Annotated in this window: 30 protein-coding genes and 4 pseudogenes; 20 read left to right on the forward strand and 14 right to left on the reverse strand. The window is 47.0% G+C overall.

The features are described from left to right. The first annotated feature begins 4 nt into the window (after positions 1-4). The 3 genes from JCM11969_RS03455 to JCM11969_RS18610 all read left to right on the forward strand — a co-directional run bounded on the left by JCM11969_RS03455 (position 5) and on the right by JCM11969_RS18610 (position 1618). Complete coding sequence (locus JCM11969_RS03455; RefSeq protein ID WP_054708287.1) at positions 5-586, forward strand: TetR/AcrR family transcriptional regulator; 582 nt, start codon at positions 5-7, stop codon at positions 584-586. Between the two features lie 79 nt (positions 587-665). Next, positions 666-1112 (forward strand): aldehyde dehydrogenase family protein, encoded by a 447-nt coding sequence (locus JCM11969_RS18605; RefSeq protein WP_054708288.1) that lies wholly within the window; start codon positions 666-668, stop codon positions 1110-1112. Positions 1113-1138: 26 nt separating this feature from the next. Beyond that, positions 1139-1618 carry an aldehyde dehydrogenase family protein gene (locus JCM11969_RS18610; protein WP_056987007.1) on the forward strand — a complete coding sequence of 160 codons (480 nt, stop codon included), beginning with the start codon at positions 1139-1141 and terminating at the stop codon, positions 1616-1618. Between the two features lie 52 nt (positions 1619-1670). Here JCM11969_RS18610 and JCM11969_RS03470 read toward each other — a convergent pair whose 3' ends face one another. From JCM11969_RS03470 to JCM11969_RS18625, 5 genes are all read right to left on the reverse strand, one after another. Next, on the reverse strand, positions 1671-2990 hold the full coding sequence (locus JCM11969_RS03470) for an MFS transporter (protein ID WP_054708295.1): 1320 nt from the start codon (positions 2988-2990) through the stop codon (positions 1671-1673). Positions 2991-3630: 640 nt separating this feature from the next. Then, positions 3631-4026, reverse strand: a complete 396-nt coding sequence (locus tag JCM11969_RS03475; protein WP_054708298.1) for a VOC family protein — start codon at positions 4024-4026, stop codon at positions 3631-3633. Between the two features lie 89 nt (positions 4027-4115). Continuing rightward, complete coding sequence (locus JCM11969_RS18615; protein WP_225353110.1) at positions 4116-4442, reverse strand: zinc-binding dehydrogenase; 327 nt, start codon at positions 4440-4442, stop codon at positions 4116-4118. Next, the gene (locus JCM11969_RS18620) at positions 4411-4563 is read right to left on the reverse strand and encodes a zinc-binding dehydrogenase (RefSeq protein WP_263849996.1); all 153 of its coding nucleotides are present in this window, start codon (positions 4561-4563) and stop codon (positions 4411-4413) included. The genes JCM11969_RS18615 and JCM11969_RS18620 overlap by 32 nt, the downstream gene beginning before the upstream one ends. After that, the gene (locus tag JCM11969_RS18625) at positions 4502-5059 is read right to left on the reverse strand and encodes an alcohol dehydrogenase catalytic domain-containing protein (RefSeq protein ID WP_225353111.1); all 558 of its coding nucleotides are present in this window, start codon (positions 5057-5059) and stop codon (positions 4502-4504) included. The genes JCM11969_RS18620 and JCM11969_RS18625 overlap by 62 nt, the downstream gene beginning before the upstream one ends. Before the next feature lie 148 nt (positions 5060-5207). On the opposite strand from JCM11969_RS18625, the gene JCM11969_RS03485 reads away from it, so the two are divergent. Beyond that, positions 5208-5720: a TetR/AcrR family transcriptional regulator gene (locus JCM11969_RS03485; protein WP_054708301.1), complete on the forward strand. Its 513-nt coding sequence runs from the start codon at positions 5208-5210 to the stop codon at positions 5718-5720. Positions 5721-5734: 14 nt separating this feature from the next. After that, positions 5735-6292: an IS1096 element passenger TnpR family protein gene (locus JCM11969_RS03490; RefSeq protein ID WP_054708304.1), complete on the forward strand. Its 558-nt coding sequence runs from the start codon at positions 5735-5737 to the stop codon at positions 6290-6292. 96 nt (positions 6293-6388) lie between these two features. Here JCM11969_RS03490 and JCM11969_RS03495 read toward each other — a convergent pair whose 3' ends face one another. Beyond that, entirely contained in the window at positions 6389-6796 is a 408-nt protein-coding gene (locus tag JCM11969_RS03495) for a MarR family transcriptional regulator (protein ID WP_225353112.1), read from the reverse strand. Between the two features lie 170 nt (positions 6797-6966). Here JCM11969_RS03495 and JCM11969_RS19620 point away from each other — a divergent pair, with 170 nt between their 5' ends. The 4 genes and pseudogenes from JCM11969_RS19620 (at position 6967) to JCM11969_RS17545 (ending at position 7543) form a co-directional block, all read left to right on the forward strand. Further along, positions 6967-7107 (forward strand): TMEM175 family protein, encoded by a 141-nt coding sequence (locus JCM11969_RS19620; RefSeq protein WP_082409167.1) that lies wholly within the window; start codon positions 6967-6969, stop codon positions 7105-7107. After that, a pseudogene (locus JCM11969_RS20260) lies at positions 7104-7172 on the forward strand (hypothetical protein); the annotation flags it as partial. The gene JCM11969_RS19620 and the pseudogene JCM11969_RS20260, both read left to right, overlap by 4 nt. 21 nt (positions 7173-7193) lie before the next feature. Then, positions 7194-7394 carry a hypothetical protein gene (locus tag JCM11969_RS19625; protein ID WP_263849997.1) on the forward strand — a complete coding sequence of 67 codons (201 nt, stop codon included), beginning with the start codon at positions 7194-7196 and terminating at the stop codon, positions 7392-7394. Then, positions 7391-7543: a hypothetical protein gene (locus JCM11969_RS17545; RefSeq protein WP_156319241.1), complete on the forward strand. Its 153-nt coding sequence runs from the start codon at positions 7391-7393 to the stop codon at positions 7541-7543. The genes JCM11969_RS19625 and JCM11969_RS17545 overlap by 4 nt, the downstream gene beginning before the upstream one ends. A gap of 44 nt (positions 7544-7587) precedes the next feature. Here the strand turns inward: JCM11969_RS17545 and JCM11969_RS03505 are convergent, their stop codons facing one another. Together JCM11969_RS03505 and JCM11969_RS03510 are read right to left on the reverse strand one after the other, a co-directional pair. Then, complete coding sequence (locus JCM11969_RS03505) at positions 7588-7848, reverse strand: NADPH-dependent FMN reductase family protein (protein WP_054708310.1); 261 nt, start codon at positions 7846-7848, stop codon at positions 7588-7590. After that, entirely contained in the window at positions 7829-8206 is a 378-nt protein-coding gene (locus JCM11969_RS03510; protein WP_054708313.1) for an NAD(P)H-dependent oxidoreductase, read from the reverse strand. The genes JCM11969_RS03505 and JCM11969_RS03510 overlap by 20 nt, the downstream gene beginning before the upstream one ends. A 160-nt stretch (positions 8207-8366) precedes the next feature. On the opposite strand from JCM11969_RS03510, the pseudogene JCM11969_RS03515 reads away from it, so the two are divergent. The 3 genes and pseudogenes from JCM11969_RS03515 to JCM11969_RS03525 all read left to right on the forward strand — a co-directional run bounded on the left by JCM11969_RS03515 (position 8367) and on the right by JCM11969_RS03525 (position 11596). Further along, positions 8367-8866: pseudogene (locus JCM11969_RS03515) on the forward strand (GNAT family N-acetyltransferase). A gap of 580 nt (positions 8867-9446) precedes the next feature. Beyond that, positions 9447-10562, forward strand: a pseudogene (locus JCM11969_RS03520) (thiamine pyrophosphate-dependent enzyme); the annotation flags it as partial. A 161-nt stretch (positions 10563-10723) separates the two neighbouring features. Continuing rightward, a complete protein-coding gene (locus JCM11969_RS03525; RefSeq protein ID WP_054708314.1) occupies positions 10724-11596 on the forward strand; it encodes an FAD synthetase family protein in 873 nt (290 codons plus the stop codon). Positions 11597-11659: 63 nt separating this feature from the next. Here JCM11969_RS03525 and JCM11969_RS03530 read toward each other — a convergent pair whose 3' ends face one another. Continuing rightward, positions 11660-12100, reverse strand: coding sequence for a nuclear transport factor 2 family protein (locus JCM11969_RS03530; RefSeq protein ID WP_054708316.1), 441 nt, complete (start codon positions 12098-12100; stop codon positions 11660-11662). Positions 12101-12221: 121 nt separating this feature from the next. Between JCM11969_RS03530 and JCM11969_RS03535 the strand changes: the two genes are divergently transcribed. Next, positions 12222-12887, forward strand: coding sequence for a TetR/AcrR family transcriptional regulator (locus JCM11969_RS03535; protein ID WP_054708318.1), 666 nt, complete (start codon positions 12222-12224; stop codon positions 12885-12887). 736 nt (positions 12888-13623) lie between these two features. Then, positions 13624-15583 (forward strand): annotated as a pseudogene (asnB, locus tag JCM11969_RS03540) (asparagine synthase (glutamine-hydrolyzing)). A 399-nt stretch (positions 15584-15982) separates the two neighbouring features. On the opposite strand, the gene JCM11969_RS03545 reads toward asnB, so the two are convergent. Both JCM11969_RS03545 and JCM11969_RS03550 read right to left on the reverse strand, forming a co-directional pair. Further along, positions 15983-17086, reverse strand: coding sequence for a TcaA second domain-containing protein (locus JCM11969_RS03545; RefSeq protein ID WP_054708321.1), 1104 nt, complete (start codon positions 17084-17086; stop codon positions 15983-15985). Between the two features lie 23 nt (positions 17087-17109). Beyond that, positions 17110-18090, reverse strand: coding sequence for an alpha/beta hydrolase (locus tag JCM11969_RS03550; RefSeq protein ID WP_054708324.1), 981 nt, complete (start codon positions 18088-18090; stop codon positions 17110-17112). Positions 18091-18760: 670 nt separating this feature from the next. Between JCM11969_RS03550 and JCM11969_RS03555 the strand changes: the two genes are divergently transcribed. The 4 genes from JCM11969_RS03555 to JCM11969_RS03565 all read left to right on the forward strand — a co-directional run bounded on the left by JCM11969_RS03555 (position 18761) and on the right by JCM11969_RS03565 (position 20885). Next, positions 18761-19192, forward strand: a complete 432-nt coding sequence (locus tag JCM11969_RS03555) for a KxYKxGKxW signal peptide domain-containing protein (RefSeq protein WP_054708327.1) — start codon at positions 18761-18763, stop codon at positions 19190-19192. A 142-nt stretch (positions 19193-19334) separates the two neighbouring features. Beyond that, entirely contained in the window at positions 19335-19859 is a 525-nt protein-coding gene (locus tag JCM11969_RS03560) for a hypothetical protein (RefSeq protein WP_054708330.1), read from the forward strand. 23 nt (positions 19860-19882) lie between these two features. Further along, a complete protein-coding gene (locus tag JCM11969_RS17550; RefSeq protein WP_156319243.1) occupies positions 19883-20365 on the forward strand; it encodes a hypothetical protein in 483 nt (160 codons plus the stop codon). Then, positions 20319-20885, forward strand: a complete 567-nt coding sequence (locus tag JCM11969_RS03565) for an LPXTG cell wall anchor domain-containing protein (protein WP_056986996.1) — start codon at positions 20319-20321, stop codon at positions 20883-20885. The genes JCM11969_RS17550 and JCM11969_RS03565 overlap by 47 nt, the downstream gene beginning before the upstream one ends. A gap of 106 nt (positions 20886-20991) precedes the next feature. Here the strand turns inward: JCM11969_RS03565 and JCM11969_RS03570 are convergent, their stop codons facing one another. The 3 genes from JCM11969_RS03570 to JCM11969_RS03580 all read right to left on the reverse strand — a co-directional run bounded on the left by JCM11969_RS03570 (position 20992) and on the right by JCM11969_RS03580 (position 23032). After that, positions 20992-21795 carry a putative ABC transporter permease gene (locus tag JCM11969_RS03570; protein ID WP_054708337.1) on the reverse strand — a complete coding sequence of 268 codons (804 nt, stop codon included), beginning with the start codon at positions 21793-21795 and terminating at the stop codon, positions 20992-20994. A gap of 167 nt (positions 21796-21962) precedes the next feature. Then, positions 21963-22394, reverse strand: coding sequence for an MFS transporter (locus JCM11969_RS03575; protein WP_156319244.1), 432 nt, complete (start codon positions 22392-22394; stop codon positions 21963-21965). Next, positions 22319-23032 (reverse strand): MFS transporter, encoded by a 714-nt coding sequence (locus tag JCM11969_RS03580; RefSeq protein ID WP_054708342.1) that lies wholly within the window; start codon positions 23030-23032, stop codon positions 22319-22321. The genes JCM11969_RS03575 and JCM11969_RS03580 overlap by 76 nt, the downstream gene beginning before the upstream one ends. A 354-nt stretch (positions 23033-23386) precedes the next feature. On the opposite strand from JCM11969_RS03580, the gene JCM11969_RS03585 reads away from it, so the two are divergent. Then, positions 23387-24511, forward strand: coding sequence for a GGDEF domain-containing protein (locus JCM11969_RS03585; protein WP_054708345.1), 1125 nt, complete (start codon positions 23387-23389; stop codon positions 24509-24511). 524 nt (positions 24512-25035) lie between these two features. After that, positions 25036-25818 (forward strand): glutamate racemase, encoded by a 783-nt coding sequence (gene murI / locus JCM11969_RS03590; RefSeq protein WP_054708354.1) that lies wholly within the window; start codon positions 25036-25038, stop codon positions 25816-25818. Positions 25819-25831: the final 13 nt, after the last annotated feature.

A 25831-nucleotide genomic window follows, 5' to 3' on the forward strand; every position in this document is an offset into this window, starting at 1 on the left:
AGCAATGCGAGAAAAAGATACAGCCAAGGCAAAAACAATTATTGATCAGGTCGGCCATATTATTTTGGAAGAGGGCATTTCAAACGTGTCGATGTCGCGAATTGCAAAAGCGAGCGGCATCTCATCATCGACCATCTATGTGTACTTTGCGGATAAGGAAGATGTTTTAAAACAGGTTTACTTAGCAAACAAGCAGGGCCTTGCAGATTATTTGGCCGAGCATGTTGACCAGAACATCTCTGATGCGGTTGCGTACGTGCGTGCTTTTATGACCGCAGTTTATGATTTTGGTCAAACGCACTATGACGCTTTGATGATCATTGACCAGTTTAACCACTCACCACTCCTAGCACATTTGGCGGTTAGTGAAGCAGAGTCGTTTGCGGGCTTTGAACCGTTATTTGCACGCGTTAAACAAGCGCCGTCGGGGACGTTTCAGGCGGTTGACCCGTTAGTCCTGTTATCATTTGGTTATGCCCCAGTTGTGATGTATCTTCAAGCGATAAAGCGGCGACAATTAGATGCTGATGCAACGACGATCGACCAAGTCGTGACCATGTGTCTGAATGCCATGCAACAACACTAATGCACTATAAAATATCTGAACAGATATTTTTTTAAACTTAAAATAATCGAACATTCGATTAAAAAGGAGACTTTTAAAAATGACAACTTTAACAGAATTGAACCAATCATTTAAACGTCAACGTGAAAGTTATTCACGCGCCCAACCGATGGCATACGAGGAGCGCATCGCCTCCCTAGATAAAATTGATCGCATGATTAAAGAAAACGTCAATGAATTAGTTGCAGCCTTACAAACTGATTTTGGTCAACGAGATCCAATGCAGATCCTAGGCGCAGATATTAGCGGCCCAATTGGTACCATTGCTTATGTGAAAAAACATCTGCAACGGTGGATGAAGCCAGATAAGAAACCAATTGGGATGATGGCGTTAACGGGCACTCGCCAATTTATTTTAAATGAACCGCTGGGTGTTGTTGGGATTATGTCACCCTTCAATGCGCCAATTGATCTAGCATTGGACCCAGCTGTGGAGGCAATTGCGGCTGGTAACCGGATGAGGCAAAACGGGCAGGGACGACGCTGATTACCATCAATCCTAATCGTGAAGAGATGCCGGATGCACAAGCTCGATTGATGCCCTTTACGTTAGCTATTAATCCGGATCCCAAACTTCGCGTTGCCCAAGAAGAAATGTTTGGCCCTGTTTTGTCGATTTTTTCATACGAGACGCTCGATGAAGCCATCTCGTTGATTAATACGCATGAAAAATCACTGGCCTTGTACATTTTCGGTCAGAATCAGCGGCAAATCGACCAGATTCTCAGTCAAACGTCATCTGGCGGTGTGGATATCAATGAGTTATTCTTTCACGCTGGGTCACATGAAATGGGCTTTGGTGGTGTCGGTTACTCAGGTATGGGCCGATACAAAGGCGGTAAATTAGGTTTTGAAGCGTTCAGCAATCCGAAGTCTGTGTATAAACAGGGACGACTCGCAAAATTCACCAGCCGGTTCATGGTGCCGATTCACAATCCAAGGGATGTTGACCAATACCAACGTCTTATGGGGATTCATTTGAATAACCACTAAAAAAGCACTCATGGCCGATTGCACGGCTGTGAGTGCTTTTTGGATGTCATGGTTACTTCGTATAATCGATCTCCTTAGTTTCCTTAGTCGTTAACAAGGCTAAGAATGCCACGATGGCCATGATTGCCAGGTAGAAGCCAACGGCGTGGATGCCCCATTGATCAACTAACCAGGATGCTAACGTTGGCGCAAAGGCTGCGCCAACAATGGCTGAAGCGTTGTAGGCGATGCCGGCACCAGAGTACCGGGTGCTGGTTGGGAATAGTTCAGGCAACAGTGCGGCAACGGGGCCGTAAACGACACCCATTGCGAGGAAGCCGACAATCAAGAAGAACAACCCGCCAGCAACGTTGTGGTTGCCGTTTAATAAAAATGGGAAGATCATCGCAAAGGCGGCAATCAAGATGGTGCCGAGTAACAGGACCTTCTTCCGGCCAAATTTATCTGCCATCAAAGAAGAATAGAGGATCATTGCAGCGAAGGCCACGATCGACCCCATCAGCATCAACAGCCACTCCTTATTGGCGAAGCCTAACGCGGTGGTGGCGTAACTGAGTGACCAGGTTGAAAGCAGGAAGAAAAATGTGTAAGAAACGGACATCGTCAAAGTGCCTTGCAGAACTTGACGCCAGTTTTCTTTGAAGACCTTAGCAAGTGGTGCTTTTGTCACGTTATCTTGTTCTTGAGCCATCCGGTATAGCGGGGTTTCTGACATCCGTCGCCGGATCCACAGCCCCACGATAACGAGTACAGCTGAGGCTAGGAATGGAATCCGCCAGCCAAAGGCTTGCATCTGAGACGCAGTCAGATTGGATTCGAGGATGTAGTAGAGGCCGTTACAAAGGAAGAAGCCGATTGGTGCGCCGAGTTCAGGAAAGGCACCAAACAGCGCCCGCTTGTTCTTGGGGGCGTTTTCGGTGGCCACCAGAACGGCGCCAGACCACTCGCCGCCAAGGCCGATTCCTTGGATGAACCGGCAGAGGCAGAGGAGGGCGATCGACGCCATTCCAAGTTTTGCGAATCCTGGTAATACCCCAATTAGAACGGTTGACACACCCATGATAAGTAATGAAACAACCAATGTGCGTTTCCGGCCTAACTTGTCACCAAAGTGGCCGAAAATCAGTGACCCCAGTGGGCGAGCAACGAAGGCCACCCCGAAGGTCAATAGACTCAGAATCATAGCGATGGTGGGGGTCACTTCTGGGAAGAACACCTTTGGAAAATATGTAGCGGCTGCGGTGCCGTAAGCGTAAAAGTCGAAAAATTCAATGGCGGTTCCAATCATTGAGGCTAAAATAACAGTCTTCACCGGGTCCCGTTCGATCGTTTTCGTGGGTGTTGCTGATAGTGCGTTTGGTTGAGTTTCCATTGCGTCACTTCCGTTTCTTAGAATTTGATGTGAAAAATTGCAATATGTGTGATGAGACTATGTGGGTGTTGCCAAATCCTGGGACTATGTGTCACTGACGATGAGCGTCACCTCCGTTTTGACTAAAAAAGGCCAGGGCTGAATTAACAGCTCCTGGCCTAAACCATCGCTGCCCGTTGCTTGCGGGCATCATCAAATGACCCGCAGACTAAATGACAATAATGTCTTGGGCAATGACGACTACATTCACGTTGATGATAGCGGTAGTTTTTCGCATGGTGTTTGACCTCGAATTTTTAGAATAGGTTGACTATACCAGATGAAAAATGAAAAGTAAATGGCAAATTGATTAAAATATTTATTTTTCTCTTAGAATGTTGTCTGGGTTCGGTGCGGGATGGGGTGCGGGGGTTGGGTTGATGTTGGGGATTTGGGGATGGAAAAACTCAGGTTGCCGAGGCTTTGTGCTTCGGTTGCCTGAGCTTTTTGGTTGGTTTTGAGTTCCTTCTTGGCAACGTAGTGGAAACGCGATACACAAAACAAGGGGCGGCCATGTAAGGGACTTCGGCAAAAAATCCAAGCCCGGGATTTTCCACCAAAGTCCCTTACATTCTGCCCCTTACCGTTTTGTTCCACGCTCTTACTCTAACCAATCCACCGACACCACATTCCCATCCAGATCCTTCACTTCCAGCTCATACATCTGGTCTTCCGGAATGCCCATATCAACGTGGTAGTAACTGCCACCGTTTTTCTTTGCCGTTTCCGCAAAGCGTTTCACGTCTGTTACACTATCCAGACTCAACGCAATCATTGCGCCGCTTGTTGTTTGCGTGTCCGCAATCGTTTGGTTCTGCAAGAATTGGGCGTAGAAGTCGTGGGTCAGCAACATGAACCAGATGTCGTCGCTCCAAATCATCGCGGCGGATTTTTCGTTTGAGAATGCTTCATTTTGCTTGAACCCGAGGGCGGTGTAAAATGCGATTGCGTTTGGCAGGTTGGTTACTGGTAGGTTGATAAACACCATTTTTGTCATCGTTTGGCCTCCTTAGGCAGGACATGTGTCTTATTTGAGGCCATTATACGAAAAACTAGCGTCGTGCGTCCACGACTATTACTCAGCAGTTAGTCAGCAACGTGAATCACGAGTTTCTCAGTTGTGTGATGGCCCTCAATCTTTTGATGCGCTTTGATCACGCTAGCGGCAGTGAACGGCATCGTCTGCAGTTCAATATCTAATTGACCCTTGGTAAAGAGGTCGCTTAACCCAGCCATCAAAGCGGTATCTGTATGCGAAAATTGGAAACTGACGCTCTTGTCGGGCAGTGCAAGCTGTTCCGGGGTGGGTTGACCAGCGACGGTGACAAGTTTTCCGCCTGATTTAAGCACGGCCAGGCCGCCCGCAATGTCGCCAGCAGTATCAAAACACAGCGTCCACAGTTGAAACGACATCCGCCACCGCTGTCGTGTGGTAGTCGATGATCTGATCGATGCCAAGTTTCTGTAACAGTTCAGTATGCGCTGGACTGGCAGTGGTGATGACTTTTGCACCCAACGCCTTCGCAATCTGCACCGCAAACAGACCAACACCCCCAGCACCGCCCTGAACGAGTACCGTGTCGTTTGATTGAACCTTTAAATTCTGGACGATGGCCTGGTAGCAGTCTCCGCGGCAATTGGCAGTGCGGCCGCCTGGTCAAATGACATCCCGGCAGGAATCTTGGTAATGGCAGCTGGATCCACGACCGTTGCCTCGGCGTAACTGCCCGCGTTACCGGATGGTCACTCGCCAAGGTGCCAAAAACGTGGTCACCTGCGTGATATTGGGTCACATTCTGGCCAACCTCAGTAATGATGCCGGAAAAGTCCCAGCCTAAGACTAACGGAAATGACCAGTTATCAGAAAATGGCGACTGGAGGTAGCCAGCTCGAGCAGCGATATCCATGGGGTTGATACTAAAGGCGTGGATGGCGACAGCAACGGTGTCCGCCGTGAGTGCTGGTTGGTCAAGATTGATTTCGTGGAATTCGTCGGCAGTGCCGAATTGATTAATGGCGATTGTTTTCAAGTTAAGTCCTTCTTTCAAGTTTAAATCCTAAACTCTGTTAGAATGAAGCTAGTTTAACACCGTCGTAAAAATAGACAATCTATACGTTATCAACAATGTCGAAAATACCGACACTTTAAACAAAATGTCTTCGAAAGGACGATTTAGGATGGCAACTCGGCAACAAGAACGAACCGAAAAACTCATTTTTACAGCATTCCAGGAACTCATGACGCAAAAACTATTCAGTAAGATCACCGTCAATGATATTGCCGATCAGGCGCTGATGCACCGCTCAACGTTTTACACGCACTTTACCGATAAATATGACCTGCTGGAACGCTATTTACAAGCAAAACACCAGGACCTCAATGAGGATGCACAGGCGGTGTATGACCATCCGTTTACCGCATTTTCGCTGAAAAACGAGGCGCTGTTGCCAATGCTTCAGTACCAGAGCCGCGATGAAACGTTTCGCAACGGGCTCATTGAATTCATGATGCACATGATTCTGCAACTGCCATCAGACAAAACGGAAATTGAGAAATTTTTCATTATTGGCCGGATCAAGGGCATCACACTATGGATCTCTGAAACGCACCAACCATACGATATTTTAACGGATTTTGCCTATTTGGATGAAATTTACCAAACCGGCAAACTCCCCGTCACTCACCAATAAGGAGGCCCTTATCTATGGCAACCACCGCGGCGATTCTAATTCATGCCAAACTCAAAGATACGGCGACTTGGCGCCAATTATTGGTGCCGGTAGCGATCCGCTATGATCAACTGCACGTGCTGTTGCAGCTAGCTTTTGGCTGGCAAAACGCTTATTTACATGTCTTTTATCCATTAGCTCAGGATAACAAGCAGTACGTTCGCGCATCCTATGATGAAATGGGGGTGACGGACGGCGTCATTGCCAGTTATCCAACCGAGAAAAACTATCTGTATCCAGACATCAGTGAGGGGCCAGTGGTATATGATTATGCCATTGATGCCGGTTATTCGATTGAACTGACGCTGAAAGAAGAGGTAAGCTTTGCCGGGTTAAAGGCACGGAATTTACCCTCCTGCACGGCGGGTCGAGGCTCAAATCCGCCTAACGAGCTGACAAACACGGTTGATGATCCTGTATTTCATCGCGCAGACCTTAATCGGGCTCTTGCACTTTGGGCGCAGGCTGGCAATCAGATGATCTTAGCGGATGATGATGGGCTGACTGAGACTGATCTGGATGATGACTACTAATTTGTAAGAAAAAACGTGTCGAACACCGAGGTGGTAGTCGACACGTTTTTTACTTTTTTTGATTGATAATATCATCTAAATGCTGATTATAAGCCGCTAGAAAGGCCAGTGTATCATCAACGAGTGATTGGTCGGTTTCCGTAAACAACGCGGCGTCACGGTCCTCAAATTGGCGATTAAGGGCGGCGTGCGTGTTGTACACGTCCTTGCCTTAGCAGTGAGTCTGAAATAAATTTCTTTCTTATTATCCGGCTTTTGGTAACGTTCAATGAGGGCGTTTTTCATCAACCGCCGTGTCATTTTACTGACGGCGCCACGTGTGACGTACATGGCATTAGCAATGATGGTTACGTTCGCGTCCGGATGATTACCGATGAATTCGATCGTGTGCACCTCAGCTGGCTTGTAACCGGCGAGCTGCTCGTCTAGTTGCGTGTGTTCCAGCAGGGTTGTCTTATCGATCAGCGAACTCATGCTGGCCATAAATTGCGCTTGTTTGTTCAATACGCTGTCTTCCTTTCGATGAGTCATTATAGGTAGCATATCAAATAAATGTTTCCTATTCAACAAAGCGAAATGTTTCATGTGAAACATTTTTGCGGTGTTCAATTATTATGACTGCCCTTAAGCACTATTCTTAGGTATGATGGAGGTAACATTTGGAGGTGGTCAACGTGAATAAGGGGCGACTTGAAGCGTTCACGGATGCGATTTTAGCAATTATTATGACGATTATGGTGTTGGAACTCCATACACCGGAAGGCTTTACGCTGGCGGCAATTCAAAATGAACTCATTCCATTGTTAGCTACGTGATCTCGTTTGTCGGGATTACGAATCTCTGGGCAACACATCATTTTATTTTTGAACCCATGCATAAAGTGAGCTATGGGGTGTTTATTGTGAATATGGCACTGCTGCTGTGGGTATCGTTGGTGCCCATCACAACGGCCTGGGTGGCAACGTACCCTACGAAATTTATTCCGCAATTGGCGTACATCGTGGTTATTTTTGGCTGGGCGATCTTCCTTTTGCTGTTGGGACATGAGGCACATCGAGCGATGAAGATTATCCGACCAACATTATGGCGGGCCGCGAAATGAGCGGCATGCTGGTTATTATGGTGATCGGCGCGATTGCGTCGTTCTTCTTGCCGTATGCGGCACTGACGACTGGGGTGATCGTCATCGGGATGTACCTCGTGATTCCACACCAAAACTTTGTGCGGCATCACAAACGTAAGGGTAACTAATTAAAACGACCAGTCAGGCAATGACTGGTCGTTTTTTTGCGGGACTAAAAAACTGTTGCGATTTCGTCCGCAGTCCGAAAGGCTTCGGCCATAATGCTGTCAGCGCGCTTGGGATAGCGGTCCATGCCTTCAACGGGAAGGGCAGTGACGTCAGCGCCCAAGAAGGTCATGACATCCTTGACGTAGCGGCTTGCTAAATTTTGGCCGTTCGTGATGCCGCCAGCTGCTTGAATGTGCAGCACTTGCTTGCCCGGCGCGAGTGGCCGTTCACCCACCGCAACCGTTTCAAAAGGTCTGGCCTTCAACACAAACGGTGTCAAACCAGGCCTTTAACTTCCCAGGAATCATTAAATTCCACAGGGGATTCGCGATAATGACCTTATCCGCATCGATGAACTGCTGGGTCGTTTGGCGAAACTGCGTCAATCGTGTTTGCTGCGCGTCTGGCAGGTCAGCGAAAGTCTTTCCAGCTGACAAGGCCCGCTGCGCCGTGACCAGATCTCGGTCGAAATCTGGGAATTTTTCAGCGTACAGATCGCGGACCACAACGGTGTCGTTGGTGTGAAGCTGAAGGTAACTTGTCAAGAAGTGTTCAAGGACAGTTAGGGAATGTGATGCTGAAGTTGGTTTAGGATTTGCTTTGATTACCAGTACAGTCGTCATTTGAATCGCCTTCCTTTATGTAAACTCTATGGTTATCATAACGGGTCTGATCGGGTTTGACAACGACTGCGGTTCGCAAGTTCTCACCGCGGTGTGACGTTGCGCGACCTCAGCAAGTATCGTAAAATGAGCAGGACATTAAAACTGGAGGCTCGCCATTTTGACAGTGACATTTGAGTACGCAACACACGCTGATTTACCGACCATCGTTCATATTTATAATGAAATTATTCCCAGCCGTTTAGCGACGGCTGATCTCGAGCCGATTTCGGTTGCGTCCCGAGAGGACTGGTTTACTGAATTTGATCCCAATTCTCGCCCACTTTGGGTAATGAAGGATGGTGACCAAATTGCCGGTTGGGTCAGTCTGGAATCCTTTTACGGGCGTCCTGCCTACACCAAACGGCTGAAATCAGCATCTACATTGATGAAGCATTTCGCCATCAGGGACTGGGGCAACAGGCGTTAGATTACGTATTCTCGCACCTATCAGCGTTGGGCTTGCAAAATATCGTGGCCTTTATCTTCAGTCATAACGGGCCAAGTCAGGGACTATTTAAGAAAAACGGCTTCGAGGTTTGGGGTCATCTGCCTGAAGTTGCCGAAATGGATGGGCAGTTACGAAGTCTGGATATTCTCGGGAAACATTTTGAAGCATAGATTATTAAAATTGGCGCCATCACTGAAAAGTGGTGGCTTTTTTTATGCTAAAAAAGGAAACTGCTAATTTATTAAACAACTTTGACTTTGCTTGCTAGTCATTCACAAATCAAGGCCTGCTGATTCGATTTAATAATTTGATAATAATTATAAAATAATTCAATGGTCTTTCATTAAAACAGTTGATGTTTCAACTATTTTTACCGGCATAAACACTTTCAAATAGTAACCGAGTTATGAAAAAGAATTAGAAAATAAACAGTACGAACAGAAAATCCTGATTTGCTTGTGAATTCCATAACAGTATCCTGTTTTTAAACACATCACGGCATGTGTTGCTGTAATGACAGATATTCCGAAATCGTCATACCTGTAATCCAAAAACAGAATGTCATCGAAATTTTCTTGAATTTCACTAACTTATAGTGAAAATATCTATCGAAAAACTGAAAATCCAAAAAAAGTTTAATTAATTTTTCAGCGAATGTAAATGCTTCTAAATCATTACAGACACACGGGATTGACCGCTTAACGATTTTTCAAAAATGGGACCGACGGGTTAAAAAATATAAATTTAAGCGTTTACATTGGTGTTGGTGCCAAGGGCGCTGCTGAAGAATTGAAAGCTGCTTCTGAAAAGTTCAAGATGCCACTTGTTTCTTCCGTATTAGTGGAGGGTATCCTTGAAGATAACTATCCTGCCTACCTTGGCTCAACTGGCCGAGTTGCGCCAAAGCCAGGTGCTGAAATTGGGTTTAGCACTGATTTAATTATTTGGGTCGGCAACAACGTGCCATTTAGTATCTTCCTGTTCAACAAGAAGGCTAAGGTTATCCAGATCGATGTGAACTCAGAGAAATTTGGGAAGCGTCACCACACCGATGTTGCGATGTTAGCTGACGCAAAGAAGGCCTTGGCTGCCTTAGTTGATGCCGGTGAAGCACGCGACGCATCAGCCTTCTACAACGCTGCTTTAGCAGACAAGAAGAACTGGGACGACTGGCAAGCCAGCTTCAAGGACAGCACTGAATCACCAGTTCGTCCAGAACCGATCTTTGACGTGTTGAACCAAGAAGCCGCAGACAATGCCGTCTTTGCCATTGATGTTGGTAACGTCAACATTGACTTCGAACGTCTTTTGAAGATGCACGGCGACCAAAAGTGGTGCACTTCAGGAATTTACGCAACCATGGGCTGGGCTGTTCCTGCATCATTGTCAGCTAAGACCAACTTCCCAGACCGTGAAGTTTACAGTCTGAGTGGTGATGGTGGTTTCGCCATGTTATCAGAAGAATTGTTGACCCAAGTGAAGTACAACATGCACGTTGTCAACATTGTCTTCAGTAACGAAACGTTAGGCTTTATTGAAGCTGAACAACGTGATGATAGTCACCAACCACAATCAGGGACTGATTTAATTGCCACTGACTGGGCTAAGGTCGGCGAAGGATACGGTGCCGTTACCTTTACTGTTAAGACTAAGGCTGAATTCAAGCAGGCTTTGGAAGATGCTAAGAAGACCGATAAGCCAGTTCTGATCGACGTCAAGTACACCCACAAGATGCCATTCACGACTGAACACATGTTTATTGACCCATCATGGCAAGACCAAGGTCAAATCGATGAATTCGTCAAGACTTACGATGCTCAAGATCTGAAGCCATTCAGTTATTTTTTAAAGCAAGCGCAAGCCTAGATCATCCCGGATTCATTGACTAAGGTACTGCGATTTTAAGAAAAACACTTTCCGTAAAAATGAGCGAGCATGACTGTTTACTCAGCGAGAAAAGGTGCCGCACTGTCAGGTGCCGCACCTTTTTTTATACATATTGTCACACCATTCAGGAGGTACCAGACATGCAGGTGATTTCGCTAAACGCCCAAAAATTGAATACGTTATCGCAACAGGCACCGGTTGTCCTGGCACTCGGGTTCTTTGACGGGGTCCATCAGGGTCACCAGCAGGTCATTCAAACGGCGAAACGACTGGCGGATGAGCGCCATCTACCGCTCGCTGTGATGACGTTTAACCGCCACGCGTCACGATTATTTCAACCGGACGCCCCATTTCGGTACCTGAATACACTCGATCAAAAGACGGCCCACATGGCAGAAAATAAGGTGAATTTGCTCTACGTTGCGGATTTTAACCGCCAATTAGCCGGTCTGATGCCAACCGCATTTATCGATCAGTACCTATTAAAGTTAAACGCTCAGGTCGTCGTCGCAGGGTTCGATTACACGTTTGGTCGTGGCGGCAGTCACGGGATGGCGGATCTCGATCATCTGAGTGCTGGCCGGTTTGAAGTGGTGACGGTCAACCAACTGACCGAACGGCGCGAAAAGGTGAGTTCGACACGGATTCGTCACCTGATTGGGCACGGTGAGATCAAGGCCGCCAACGCGCTTTTAGGTTATGACTATGAAATTGCTGGTCAGCTCATGGTGACCGGCAATCGCTTAGTTGTGACGCCTGACAGTCCGTTGCAGCAGTTACCGGCAGCTGGACGTTACTTCTGCGTGGTTCGTGATGCCCAATTGCGGGAACCGGCAGTGGTGACGGTTGAGGAAAATGGCCGGCTCACCGTGATGTTATCCGGCATTGAGCCACAGCAAAACGCGCCAGTTGCAGTGACCATCACTTGGACGCAGCAACTTAGCGTGGATACTGCTGAGTTGGTATTACCTGGTCAGTCTTTTAAAAACGAATCATTGTCCTCATGTTTATAATAAAAATGACATCACGCGCAGTCCTAAACTTGCGCGTGATGTCATTTTATATATAGTAGAAAATTAGGCAATTGTTGCTAAATTAAGCGTTAAACCAGCAATCTTCCAGCCATCCTCAGTTCGTTGGTAACTGACATCTTCACTTTGGTAGACAACGTTGGTATTGTCGTCGGATTTTACGAGCACCCAAAGCAGCCATTCACCAGTTGCTGTATCACCGTCGATCTTGAATTGGGGACTCGTGAAATTATGCATGTTAATGGTGTCCGGCGTCCCCATTTGTGATTGCAGCATGTTGACGATGTTGTCCCGGCCAGTCATGTCAACGTTCATCATGGCGCTCTTCCAGTAGGCGTCCGCCGTGAAAACGTCGCTGAACTGGTCAAGGTCGGTTTGCTTACCGTTCCAGCCGGTATTCACTAAGTCAGCGTAGTGGGCTTGCAGGGCGCGTAGGGCTTCTAAATCTTCGAGGTGTTGTAACCGTGCTTCGATTGTTTGTGTCATTTGTTAAGCTCCTCCAGTTATATTTACTTTTTTGCTGTTAAAAGTTAATATAAAAGAAGATAGCACAGTTAAATTAACTTTTCAACTAAAAATAGTTAACTTTTAGAAAGAAGGAGCTTAAATGCCAATTGCAAAGAGTAAGGCGTATCATCGCGAACAGATGGTCCACCGGCTATTGCCAGTCATTCGCGTGACCGGCTTTCACGACATGACGTTACAAAAAATCGTAACCCGCGCGCACGTCAGCAAGGTGACCTTCTATAAATACTTTGAGTCTTTTGATGACCTCGTCGCGCAAATTGTGTCTGATTTGGTCGACTATTTACAGGAAGAGGAATTTCCAACTCAGGTCACTCAGGAGAATTATTTGAGCGCGTTTCAACATATCAGTCTCAAGACGTTTGAACTATCAGCGTTTATCTCATTGCGGTTTCAAACCGACCTGGCTGCGGACTATCCTGAACTAGCCAACCAACTGGAGCGGGCAATTTTGACGCGTGAACAGGCGCTGACGGCGTTCTATGAGCAGGGTCGCACATTAGGTATTGTTGCCGATGTCGATATTGCGATGGTTGTTTACCGTGACCGACAAATGGTACCTGCGCTTGTAGACCGGCATATTGGCGATACTGCGGATCAGGTTGCAGAAATGATGCGAGATTATATGGTTTTGACGGCACGGGAATTGTTGGCAACTAAATATTTGGAGCAGTTTCCGTTGACAGATTTTGAAACGCAGGTGGCGGCATTGAGTGAGAAGATTCAAGATAGTTATCAAGCGCTTTAGATGGTCAAGTCCGTTGCATTCCGCAATTTGGCACGGCATCGAAGTGGCTCACGATGAAGCTAATTCGATTTCTGCTGCGCAGCTCTCGAATGGATCTTCATCGACTCGCACATCAGTAACCGACCCAAGAACGGTCGCTAACTGATGTCGACACCACGATGCCGTGCCAAATTGCTGCATTCCACTGACATTGAGCTTACTTTTACCACTGGTTAAGCTTCACAATGGCATTAAATCGAGTTCGCAGAGAATCCGCCCTCGACTGCCAGTAAGCCTATTGACAGCAATGCTTCTTAAAATGTACGAATCATTGGTAACGTTCAATTAGCAGGTTTCATTGCACCGCTTATGCAGTCTTTCCATCTATGATGACGACTACAAGTATCGTAACGAAGCGGCATGTCAGTGCTATTTTACTCAATCAACAATGAAAAGACACATACATGGTCGTACTGAACACCGTGTTTCACGCTCTTTCTTAAGGAACTCTTACGCCAAAGTAAGTTACTGGACTTTCAGTGATGAAATCGAGTACAGTATCACTGTTTAGAAACGTTCGGCCATTAATGAGGGGAACGTTGGGTTAAGACCTGTCTAAATGGTGTGATTTAGAGTATAATGGAGTCTTAATTTGATTGATACGAAGCGTTGGCTGTAGGAAGTAGCGAGTACCGGAAGAGAGTTTCCAGAACTCGCATTGCGCAACGCAAGATAAGTTACAGGGAGGAACAACAGTATGTGTGGCATTATTGCTTTAGTGATCCGCAAGTAGAAGACAAACCAGCCGTTCTTGATTCGATGCTTAAGATGATTCAACATCGTGGCCCCAACGTGAGCGGTGGGGGGAAGTATACGAATGATAAGGTGGCCATGGGCTTTGTTCGCCTGAGTATTATTGACCTGAAGTCTGGGGCGCAACCCATCTATAATGAAGATGGCTCGATTCTTGTGACCTTTAATGGTGAAATTTACAACTACCAGTCACTGCGTAAGGAACTGATCGAAAAGGGGCATACCTTTAAGACAAAGTCCGATACAGAAGTGTTACTGCATGGTTACGAAGAATGGGGCATGGCGGGCACACTTAAACGTGTTCGCGGGATGTTTGCCTACCTGATCTATGATATGAATAAGAAGACCATGTACGGTGCCCGTGACTTCTTTGGTATCAAGCCGCTGTACTACTATCAAAACGGCGATACATTCATTGTGGGCTCAGAAATTAAGTCCTTCATGAAGCACCCGAACTTCAAGCTGGAACTCAACAAGAAGGCTGTGAAGCCATACTTGATGAACCAGTATAACGATTTGAAGGAAACCTTCTTCAAGGGTGTCTATCGTTTTCCAGCTGGTCACTGGTTTGAATATTCAGACGACGGCCAGTTAGACATTCATGAATACTGGGATGCCAAGTACAACATTGAAAACGATCGCAGCGTTGACCAAGTTGTTGACGAGATCGATGACGTGGTCACTGATTCGATCGACCGTCACGATAACGCTGATGTGCCGGTTGGGAGCTTTCTTTCCGAAGGGGTCGATTCCTCATACGTGACGACGGTGTTGAAGCCGCAGGAAGTTTTCAGTGTGAACTTCAACGATGGCCCATTTGATGAAGCCAGCGTTGCCAAGGAGTTAGCCGACGAAAATGGATTTAACTTCAACGTTGAAACGGTGAACCCACGTGAAGCCTTTGAGGACTTCCCAGAGATGCAGTATCATTTGGACGAACCAGACGCTAACCCTTCTGTAATGCCGTTGTGGTACCTCTGTCGGTTAGCTCGGCGGAAGGTTACCGTTGCGTTGTCAGGTGAAGGTGCCGATGAGCTGTTTGCCGGCTATGTCAACTACGGCGAGCATTCAACCAATGGCACGGTCAAGGCAGTGGCGAACGGTATTCGTCATTTACCAAAGGGCCTGCGCTACCGGATCGGTCACAGCATCAAGAAGATGAAGAACTTTCCAGGCAAAACGCAATTGTACACCTGGGCCGCTAAGCCAGCTGACTACTACGTTGGTGAGTCGCTCATCTATGACCCAGACCAACCAACGATCTTCACTGCAAACCAAGCCAACGGGGTCTTAACCGATGACTACAAGAATGATTTGACGGTCAACGGCATCTACCAAGAGGACTTTGCGAAGGTTAAGGATACCGAAGAGATCAAGCAGATGCAGTACATCGACCTGCATCACTTCATGCTAAACGATATCCTGCAAAAAGCCGATAAGATCTCAATGGCGCACTCTCTTGAATTGCGGGTGCCATTCTTGGATAAGGACGTTGCAGAATTTGCTAACAACGTGCCATCTAAGATGCTCTTGAACAGTAAGGACTCCAAGTGGGCCTTCCGGAAAGCCGCAGGTAAGCATTTGCCAGCCGACTTTGCCAACCGGCCAAAGCTTGGGTTCCCAGTGCCAATCAAGACCTGGTTACGTGAAGAGGACTACTGTGATGTTGTTCGCAGCCTCTTCAAGGAAGATTGGGTATCTGACATCTTCGACCAGGACAAGATCTTGCAATTGCTGCAGGATAACTTCGATGGTAAGACGGATGCCCGGCGCAGATCTGGACGGTTTACACGTTCTTGGTATGGTACAAGATGTTCTTTATCGACTTTGATGGCACCGTTAAGAAATACGGCCACGTTCAGCCTGAGGTTAAGGCGTTGATGGATAGTGGGAAGCTAGTGTAGAGTGTGGAAGAAGGCGGTTAGAGGGCGGAGCGTAAGCAACTCTGGCAGAAATGCCTGAACTTGGCATTTTTGCCAGAGTTGCTTACGCAGGAGCCTCTGCCTTCTGGAACACGTTTCGGCAATGAGGCCCGACCCCACGTCACCCAATCCAACATAAAAAAATCAAAAATCGAAAAAAAGCGAGTCCAAACCGGACCCGCTTTTTTGATGTCTCCAATCTGCAAAAACTAAAGCAACGCAATGTTACATCACCCATTCAGCACTTAACCAACAAATAAAACGAATATGACGTTATATTAACGACCAAACAAATATAACGTCATAAAAGAGCGAAATCCCGCAATACAACAGGACCTCGCTCTTTTACGATAGCTAATACTAAAACGTTAAATATACCCACTAATCACCAGTTTCGAACTTTCCAGTATCTTCATCTAATTCACTGGCAATATCATGAATTTGGTCGTACCGATAAGTGCCGTCATAATCGTGTGAATCCTTATCGTAGGCTTCGACCTGCAACACATCGGTGTGCGGCCAGCTGAGTTTGTAAGTATAGTCATCGTAATCAAACCCGTACTGGAAAGAAACAGCATCGATGCCGGCTTGTTCGTCACCCTTGTACTCTTCTTCAAATAAACCGTAATCGCTGGTGTCACCACTATTGTTATGATTGCCATCGTTTGGTTCCGGAGCAGTTGTTGTGTCGGATGAGTCGGAGGTATTTGCTGTAGCGGTAGTGCCGTCATCGGTAGTCGCATCGTCTTCTACTGAAAGATCGACCTTCGCGTTTTTAACCTGCGTCGAAACAAGGTTTGCGACAACGGAGCGTTTGTTTTCGTCGTCCTTCATTTTAAAGGTGTAACGACCTGGAAAGAGCGGGCCAGCCTTATAGGTGTAATCGTCATTTTTAGCAGTCGCAACGTTAACGCCGTTCAGACTGATCGAGGCACCATCCTCATTGGTTGAAACAGTGGGGTACATGGCGGTGACTTCTAGCTTGTAGCGTGGGAAGAACAGCAGGTGATGGCCGTCCTTTACCAGTTTGAAAGTACCATCATTCGTTTGGTCGTTTTTATTGAGCGCCGATTTCATTTGAGCTAAATAGGACTTGTTCTGGGTAATATAAGTTATAAACGGCTTAAGCGCTGAGGCATTAATGTCCAGACTCGGATCCTTGGTCGTCATGAATTTAGCGGCTGACCCGCCATTATGTGATTCTAGCGTTGAGACCATGCTGTCGACTTGTTTGGTTTTGCTATAGGCTGAGGTGCCGTAGAAGTAAAAGACCGCAACCGCCGCAAGGACGATGATAGCGCTGATCCATCGCAGTTTTCGGTGCGGATGTCTTTTGCGAACGGTGCGCGTTGCTGCACTTGTAGTCGTTGGTGTAACTGGTTGTGGCTGTGTAGACGTTGTTGCCTGGGTTAATTTGTAGCCGCAGTTTTGACAGAAGGTGTCAGATGGCTTAACGGCGGCACCGCAATTTGGACAAGTGTTCATGAAAATCCCCCCAATAAATGAACTTAGTTTTTGAGATGTTGAAAGATGAAACGATAAGCAAGCGGTAATGCGTGGTTCCAGTACGTCCAGTTGTGATTGCCAAAATGGTCGATCTGGTATGTAACTGGGATGTGTTGGCGCTTTAAAGCGTTGGTAAACTGGTTGACGGCGGCGATTGGCACAGTGGTGTCCTGCGATGTTGATTCAATATAGAAGGCAGCGGGTTGGCGGCCCTTTTTGAGATAGGTGCCAAGATACCGCGTCGGCTGATTTTGATCGTACAGTGCTTGAGAGAACGCACCGTTGTGCTTGAAGGCCGATATCTGGGTGTTCGCCTGCACCGTTTGCGGGACTTGTTGCCAGACAGCTGGTGAAATGAGTGCCGCGGTATGAAAGGCGTTGGGGTGCCGAAACGTTAAATTAGCAGCGCCGTAACCACCCATGGAGATGCCACCAACGGCGCGATGTTTTGCCCCGGCTAACTGGTAGGTCGTTGTCATTTTTGGAATGAGTTCCGTCATGATAGCGGATGCCATTTTCTGCGTTTCTGTATCAAGGTAAAACGAGTTGCTGCCGTCAGGAAAAATCACTACAACTGGCAAGTGTTGGCTGTTAACGAGTTGATCTAAAACCTGTTTAGAGTGCGCTTGGGTCGTTAGGTTTGTTTCATCACCGTACAGGCCGTGAAGCATGTAGATTGAGGCGAAGTGCTGGCCGTCAGTCTTTAAGCGCGCGTAGTTTTTAGGCAGATACACGCGGTAGTGCCAATTCTGTTGTAACGCTTTTGAATATATGACGTGTGACGTGACAGAACTTGGTGTTGTCGGTATTTTTGATGCGTGATGCGGTTTTAAAACGACCTGATGTGCTTGTGCTCGGCGGCTAGTGCCTGATACTGGCTGTTTTTGTGCAACCGGTTTTGCGATGAGCCGGATAATGCCCGCACTACCCGCTACTAGGCAAATCAGCAAAATTAGCATAGCCGTGATGACACGTTTAGACATAAATGAGCAGTCCTCCCCTTAGAAAGCTAACTATCTATTAATAATAATATTATCTTTAAGTTAAGAGTACCATATGATGTTTAACAAAATAATTGGCATAAGTTATGGCTGTTCTAAGTGATTATAAGCATTTATTTACCAGCAATAATTATTTATAGTGTATTTTTTCACTCGAAATCAGTTTAAAAATTGCACAACTGTGCATTTTTTAACCAAGAGAATGAGAAAGTAGCACGTCCGAGAAGTGTTGCGTAAAATGCAATTATTCTTGCATGTAACGAAAATGTAATATATAAAAATAAGTTTTTAAGATAAGCATTTTCAAATAGTTTACTCGTCAACTGACGCTGAAATCCCCCGTGTCTCGCAACTTGTGATTCCTTGAATTAGCAATTAATTATTAGTTGATAGTTAAAACAGTTTATTCGATATGTAAAAATAACAACAGAATCAAAAAAATGTGTATAAACCAACACAAAAGTGATAATATGTATCTGAAAGCGGTATCGGGACCGCTTATACTTATTAGTCATTCAGGGAGGAAGGACTATTAAGGTGATGGGGTTGTTTGTCTTGCCAATAGGGTGGCAGGCAACCGTCAGATATTATTTTAGGGGGATACACATCATGACGAAGAACAATCATCAACAACTGATGCAAGCAACAACTGATGCAAGCAACAACGGAACGTAAGCACCACGTTAAACTATATAAGGCAGGTAAGCTTTGGCTTGCTGCCGGCATCACGACAGCTGCAATGGGAATTGCGGCTATTTCTGGTGGCGTTGTGGCGAACGCTGATAGTACTGGGGAGCCAGCTAGTGGTGAGACAACTTCGGTGACCAACGACAGCGATTTGACTGTTACAAAGTCACTTACCTTGAATTCAGCGTCATCACCCGAGGATTCTCAGGCTGATCCTGTTTCTAACGGAAATGAGACTCCTGATCCAGATGGTAATGCTGCGCAAGAAGGCACCGGTAGCGAACAGTCTCAGTCTGAACAGCTAGAACAAGGAAATACTGACACCGGCCAGTCCGATCCGGACGAACCGGGGACGCCGGGACAAGGCGATAAAGCAGAATCAACAAGAAAGCAATGAGGGTTCATCTGTATCATCGTCATTCACGTCGACAACGCCAGCGGATAATCCTAACGAGTCTAAAACAATCGTCAGTGTCACAATAGATCAATCTAATGGTGCAAGGGTTAATACGTATTCAGACGGAAGCACTAAAGAAATAATGGGTGTTGCTGACAACGTGCCTGATGAAGGACAAATTGCAGATACCAGCGTTGACCTCACAAATGACGATCCGGCAAGTATTAGTCCAGTCACGGAAGAAGATCAGGACCTTGATGCAACACCAACAACTATTCACTTTACGCTTGTGGATCCAGATAATCCGAATGACACACAAGTAGTAGATTTAAATACTGGCGAAAATATTGATGATATTACGGGTCGTTTTAACAGTGCCGAGGTTAGTGATGAACTTGCATCGGAACTGACTACTCTCGAAGGAGATGGTTATATACTTGCGGATAATGGTTACGAAGATGCTTTGAAAAAGGCAGGGCTGACCGAAACAACTCCTAATATAACGCTGGGAGAGGCTGTAAATACGGTAACTGCATTGGTGCAAAAATCAATTGATGATTATAACGCTGCTAATCCGGGTGCGAATTTAAAGCTCATTGGGGTTGTTGATGGTAAAACAGAAGGTCTCTATACTGATGAGGGTGATGGTACATTCCAGCAAAATTAATATATGAGGTTTATTCACCTCAATTGCTCACAGATGATAGTACGCCATCTTTAGGCGATGTTTCAAGAACTGTTACGGATGGTGCAACACTTGCGCCGACATTTGGAGCAGTTAATTATGTGCTCAATGCATATAATTACATGACTTTTGTTTCTATAGGGAGTAATGATACAACGACTTATACGCCAGCTGATGGGAGTGGCGCAATTCTGGTCGGAACTTTTTCAAAATTGCATGAATATGCTGGTGATAAATCGATTTCGGGGCAGTTTAACTATGAGCCTTCTACTTATAACATTACGTTGTCAATTCAAAGAGAAATACCTGAGGATCCAGCAGGTACACCAGATGACCCGTCCGCAATGCAGGTATTTACTAAAGTTCTCGTTCCGGCACCAGTAACTGCAACTGGGAAAACACCGGAAGATAGTGATGATGGTGTACCAGGGACAACCCCCATTGCACGTCTACACAAAGGCGAACGTACCGGGTTCAGTAACTGCTAAAGGTAAAACACCAAAGGATGAAGACGGCGTTCCAGGTATTGGCACCCCACTACACGTCTACACCAAGACGGACGTGCCAACGCCAACTACGCCAAACGACACCACGCCATCAACTCCTACGCCGGACACAGTCACCAACGTGCCAACTGCACCAACAACACCAAGTGACGTGGTCCCATCAACGCCAGAAGGTGATACGCTAACTGAAACACCAACGACACCTGACAACAACGATGTGACACCGGCTGGACCGTCTGCTGACACGCTCACACCAACAGCTGCCAACGGTAACCAAACGACCACCACAACTGCCGGCGACACGACACCAACAATCTTAACCACCAGCAGTAACGTCCAGGTTGAAACACCAAACAGTGCTGCAACACCAACCAAGACTGCAGCCAAGGCTGAATCGTTGCCGCAAACGAGCGAACAACATACCAATAGCCTTGCGATTCTTGGGCTCGCACTGCTTGGCGGGTTACTGAGACTCGTTGCGCCAAGACGTCGTCATAACTAATGTGTCTGATCAATTAAATAGACAACTCAATGTTTCACATGAAACATTTTTAGACTAAAATAACGTGTTCAGGGTCAATCGGCCTTGAACACGTTATTTTTATGACTTATTTGTCGTTCTGTTTGCGACGGCGTTTCATCACGTCGGCCAGGGCAGTAATTTCTTTAGCAGACGTATCAGTTCCGTGAACTTGCAGGTTCGGGAACCCGTGAAGAAGACGGCGTTGCACGTAATTCAACCGTGGCACCTTATCGCCAGTATCCTGACCAGAACGGTAAGTGTCCAACCGGTTTTTGGCATTCTCCAAGGTGGCATCGCTTCGGTCACGCAACTCTTTCTTCTTATCTTCAATGACGTCACCGATCCGTTTGGTAGCTGCGCCAAAGGCAAGAACGTTCGCAAGGGTGAAGCCAAAGTCGAAGGCGAATAGAATTAATAACACGATAGCACCAAAAATTCCATGGATCGCAGCCAGATGAAGCACCGCCTTAGCGACCAGCGGGTGGATCACCTTGACGATAACCACCACACCGAGTCCCCAAAAGGCAGAGATGGGGAGTGCGACTCGGCCGTTTAGATTTAACGGCACTTTACTGTAATCCCACCACCGCGCGTGAAAGAGGACTTCCATCAGCCAGCTGGTGATGTATTCGATAACCGTGATGAGAATGGCGCTGACGAAATAGACGGCGATGAGGTTGTGCTCGAACGGATGAATGGCGGCCAGAACCGCAATCATGCTGAAACCGTAGACGGGAATTGCTGGGCCGTTTAGGAAACCTGAGTTCGTCCATTTTTTCTTGCGGACACTGACGTAGCCACTTTCCCAGACCCAGCCGACGAAGGCGTAGGCGAAGAAGTAGAGTACCCAGATCGTGAAATTGTATTCCAGTGTTAAGTTGTAGGCCATGTTGTTTCCCCCAATGGCCAGCGTTTTCTTAAGTATACCAAACCAACACTAGGCACGTTTGAAATGATTGCGATTTAGGACAAAACCGATGGTAATGTTGATGACCGCGAGAATCATGAGGACGATCACAATGTCGGACCAGGAATGCGTGTGACTTTGCAGAACGCCTAACAATACGGGCTGATGCTGGCAATGAGGTAGCCGCCTGATTGGGCAGTACCGCCAATTTGACCCGCTTCATCAGGGGTGTTGGCCAGAATTGTAATGAAACTCATTGCTAGCGAAAAGATGGCCGCGGTGGTGGCACCGAGAATCATTGTGGCAATCGTCAAAACGACGGTGCCGCTGTTGAAGAGAAACGGTGTCAGGCCGATGAGGTAGCCTAGCAGGATCAGTGTGAGGCCAATGCGAAGCTGTTTATAGCCGGTGAGAAAGCGCGGTGCCCAGTAGGAAAAGGGCACGCCGATAATTTGGAAAACACCGAAAATGAGGTTGCTGGTGGTGGCAGAAAGGCCGTGACTCGTCAGCAGACTGGGAAGCCAGGCAACCGCGCATAGTAAATCGCAGATTGGACGCCCATGAAGACCATGAGAAGCCACACAGCACTGTTTTGGTAAACGGAATGGTGGGGTGTCGCTGCTGTCTCAGTGGTTGCAGCAGATGAGGGTGCCGGCTGCGCAACTTGTTTGGGCGTGCGTAATAGGAAAATGCCCAGATAGATAACGGCGAGGAGTGCGGGGATGGAAATGAGCTGAACAGTATGCTGCCAGCCAAGGTGTTGCGCGGTAGTGGCGGTTCCACCGGCAACAATGGCCGCAAAGAGGTTCAACGATGCAGTATATAAGCCGTTCAATCGAATCTGATCCCCGGGGAACCAGGAGAGGACGAGAATCGGAATCCCAATATTCAATACGGCGATGGCGAGACCCACAAATAGCGTTCCGATAAAAAGTAGCGTTGGCGAATAGACCCGGACAAAGTTTGCGATCGTCAGGACAATCAATCCCGTTATCAGTGTGGTGTGCAGGCCGACTTTCTTAATAATGAGACTGCCGATGGCAGAAAAAAGCCCAAAGCACAGCAGGGGAATCGATGTCAGTGAGCCAATCTGGGATGTTGAAAGTCCCAGACTGTGTTGCAACATCGTGGTCAACGGCGGAATGACAATAATGGCGATCCGCATGTTGGCGGCAATTAAAATAAGAAGCAGGGCGAAGCTGGTAAATCGTTTATGCATCGTAAAACCTCCAAAAAGGGCGCAGTTCAGTAGGCGATTCTCGCCTAGCAAACTGCGCCAGTATCATGACGGGATGTGATTCCCGCTATCAGAACTTGTTTTGTATCGTTGTTCAATTTTAAAAAAGTGTAGCATAGTTTAGTGGGTCAATCAAGGTGATGAGAGACGTCTAGTGTATTTTATGCTGATTAGTGATAGTGAAATAGCCCATTTCTATATCTAATAATATGAAAACAGACAGTTTATTAATAATTGTTCGGTTATCACGTGACAAAGTGCTACTATTGACTTAACAAGCATGTCTAGGCGATGGTTCTAGACATCAGCAAACGCGTAGGTAGGGTGGTGATCACCATGTTTTGGCGAAATCTATTTAGCAGCATGGCCTTTTTAACGTTTGGATTGGTTGGCTTTGCGGCGATATTTGGCAATATTGAGACGGTCAGCGAACGACTGGCGACTAAGCGACATTGGTTAAGCGTGTTTCGGCAGGAACTCGCGCTTGTAGGCTATGTGTGCGTTGCGCTCGTTGGCCTCTATTTTCTGGCACAATCATGGTGGCATCAGTCAAACGATGGAACGCTGTACTGGATCTTTATTAACGCTCAATTTTTAGTGTTGATCTACAGTAATCTCATGTTGAAATCCGTGTGGAGTTTTTTGATCGTTCAGTCGATGGGCGCCGTCATTCTTGGCGGAACCGGGTCGATGTCAGTATATACTTGGGCGGTATTCATGATTGCGGGTGCCATCATCTTTACTGAACGCCTGTATAACAGCTTTTTTGATCGGCGGCCGGTATTATACGCGATACCGCCACTACTGGTTGGCATGGGGTCGTGGTATGCCGTTTCGGTGAGCTACTATATTACCCACGCGCAGTTGCTAGTCCAGATTGTGGCTTTTCTGGTCAGCGGTTTTGGCGTGTACACCTTTAATCGACAGTTGCATAATGATCAGCGCGTTTTAGTCAAGCTGACGCAGGAAGTGCAGTACGATGCCCTGACTGGCGCTAGAAATTGGATGATGTTTCGAGATGACCTGGAACGAGCCTTTAGTAAGGTGCACCATAATCGGCAAACGTCCCTGATCGTGTTTGACGTGGATCACTTTAAAAGTGTGAATGACACGTTTGGCCATTTAGCGGGTAATCAGGTGCTGATGGCAACGTGCAGCACCGTTCAACAGGTACTGAGTGAAGTTGGCGCTGCTGATACCTTGTATCGAACGGGTGGCGAGGAATTCGCCATTGTGCTGGTGGACAGGACACCGGAAATGGCTAGACAAATTACTGAACTGTGTCAAATAAGGTTGCGAAGACTGATCGTCCGTGACCAGGGCGAGCAAATTCGCATCACAGCCTCGTTTGGTGTGACAACAATGACCCGCCATGACCGTAACGCGACAGAAGCCTTTCGAAGAGCGGATAAGAATTTGTATCAATCGAAGAGAATGGGGCGGGATAGGATTACGGTGTAGAGAGTGGAAGCAAGCGGTTAAGGGGCGGTGTATAAGGCACTCTGGCCTAAAAGTCCGGTTCTGACTTTTAGGCCAGAGTGCCTTATACATTAGCCCCTTGCTTGCTGGAACTCGTTTCGGCACAGCTGCCTAGAAAGGAGTCCGGGCCTGACTTTTTGGTCAGAGTCCGTTACACGTTAGCCCCGTGCCTTGTGGAACTCGTTTCGGCACAGCTGCCGAGAAAGGCTTGCAAGCCCTAACGTTTAGACCAGAGTGCCACATACGGTCCTCCTCGCCTACCAACGAACTTGTTCCAACACGACGCTCAAGAAAGCAACTCACCAAACACCACAAACCCACAACAAAGCGAACCCAGCCAACCAAAAAATCAACACCCAAATGCCATTTAACAGCCTTTAACCCCGCGACTTTGTATTGCGCCAAAAGGTGTACTATACTAGAGTTTCAGCATCATTACGTTTAAAAGCTAGAACAACTTACGGATGGTTATCCTAGACTCTATTTCTCAAAAAGAGGTTTATATCATGGTCAATCAACAATCACCAATTGGCGTTTTAGACTCTGGTGTGGGTGGTATCAGTACGTTACAGACGCTGACAAAACTACTGCCGGACGAAGATTTTATTTTTTATGGCGATTCCGCGAACGCACCATATGGCGAAAAGGATGCGACGACGGTACAGACATTGGCGAATAATGTCATCGAGACGTTACGCAATCAGGGTGTTAAGGCAATCGTGATTGCTTGCAATACGGCAACGAGCGCTGCTAAGCCGCAACTGATGACGGCCTATCCAGATATGCCCATTCTTGGTATTGAACCAGCGTTAAAAGAGGCAGTTGATGCTGGCAAACAGCATATTTTGGTGATGGGGACGCCGCTCACGATCAGTTTACCAAAGTATCGCGCTCAGGTGGCACGGTTTGCGGATCAGGCCGATATCCATTCGTTACCGTGTCCAGGATTAGCCGACCGCATTGAGCAGGGACATGCTGGACTTCTAGAAATCACCGCCCATTTAACTGAGTTAATGGCGCCGGTGGTCAACGAACCCATTGATGGCGTTGTGTTGGGGTGCACACATTATCCGTTTATCGGAAAACTCATTCAGGCCCAGTTTGACCACCACGTTGACCTTTATACAGGGTACGAGGGGTTGACCAATTATTTGAAACGACAACTGGCTGACCATGATCTATTACGGTCGGGGCATACCAAACAGTCGGTGACCTTTATGAGCAGTCGTGACACACCAGCTGAACTGGCATTGTACCAGCAATTGTTTGCAAATGGGATTGGCCTTTAACTATCAAAAAAGA

This window comes from Secundilactobacillus paracollinoides DSM 15502 = JCM 11969 (genome assembly GCF_001311135.1).
Taxonomy (GTDB): Bacteria; Bacillota; Bacilli; order Lactobacillales; family Lactobacillaceae; genus Secundilactobacillus; species Secundilactobacillus paracollinoides.